This is a genomic window from Natrialba aegyptia DSM 13077, assembly GCF_000337535.1.
GTDB lineage: Archaea > Halobacteriota > Halobacteria > Halobacteriales > Natrialbaceae > Natrialba > Natrialba aegyptia.
In genome coordinates this window covers 1-321 of the sequence record NZ_AOIP01000002.1, presented here as the reverse complement: position 1 = coordinate 321, position 321 = coordinate 1, and the positions used below count along the sequence as shown (strand labels likewise).

General features: G+C 59.8%; 1 rRNA gene. It reads right to left on the bottom strand.

Annotated features, from left to right (window positions below):
• A 16S ribosomal RNA gene (locus C480_RS00010) occupies positions 1-321 on the bottom strand; the annotation flags it as partial.

The following is a 321-nucleotide window of genomic DNA, read 5'->3' as shown; positions in this document are numbered from 1 at the left end:
CCTAGCAGACATCGTTTACAGCTCGGACTACCCGGGTATCTAATCCGGTTCGTGACCCGAGCTTTCGTCCCTCACCGTCGGATCCGTCTTCCAGAGGCGCTTTCGCCACCGGTGGTCCGTCCAGGATTACGGGATTTCACTCCTACCCCAGACGTACCCCTCTGGTCTTCCGGTCCCAAGCCAGGCAGTTTCCACCGGACGCCTGTGCGTTAGGCGCACAGATTTCCCGATGAACTTGTCTGGCCAGCTACGGACGCTTTAGGCCCAATAACAGCGGTCATCACTTGTGCTGCCGGTATTACCGCGGCGGCTGGCACCGGT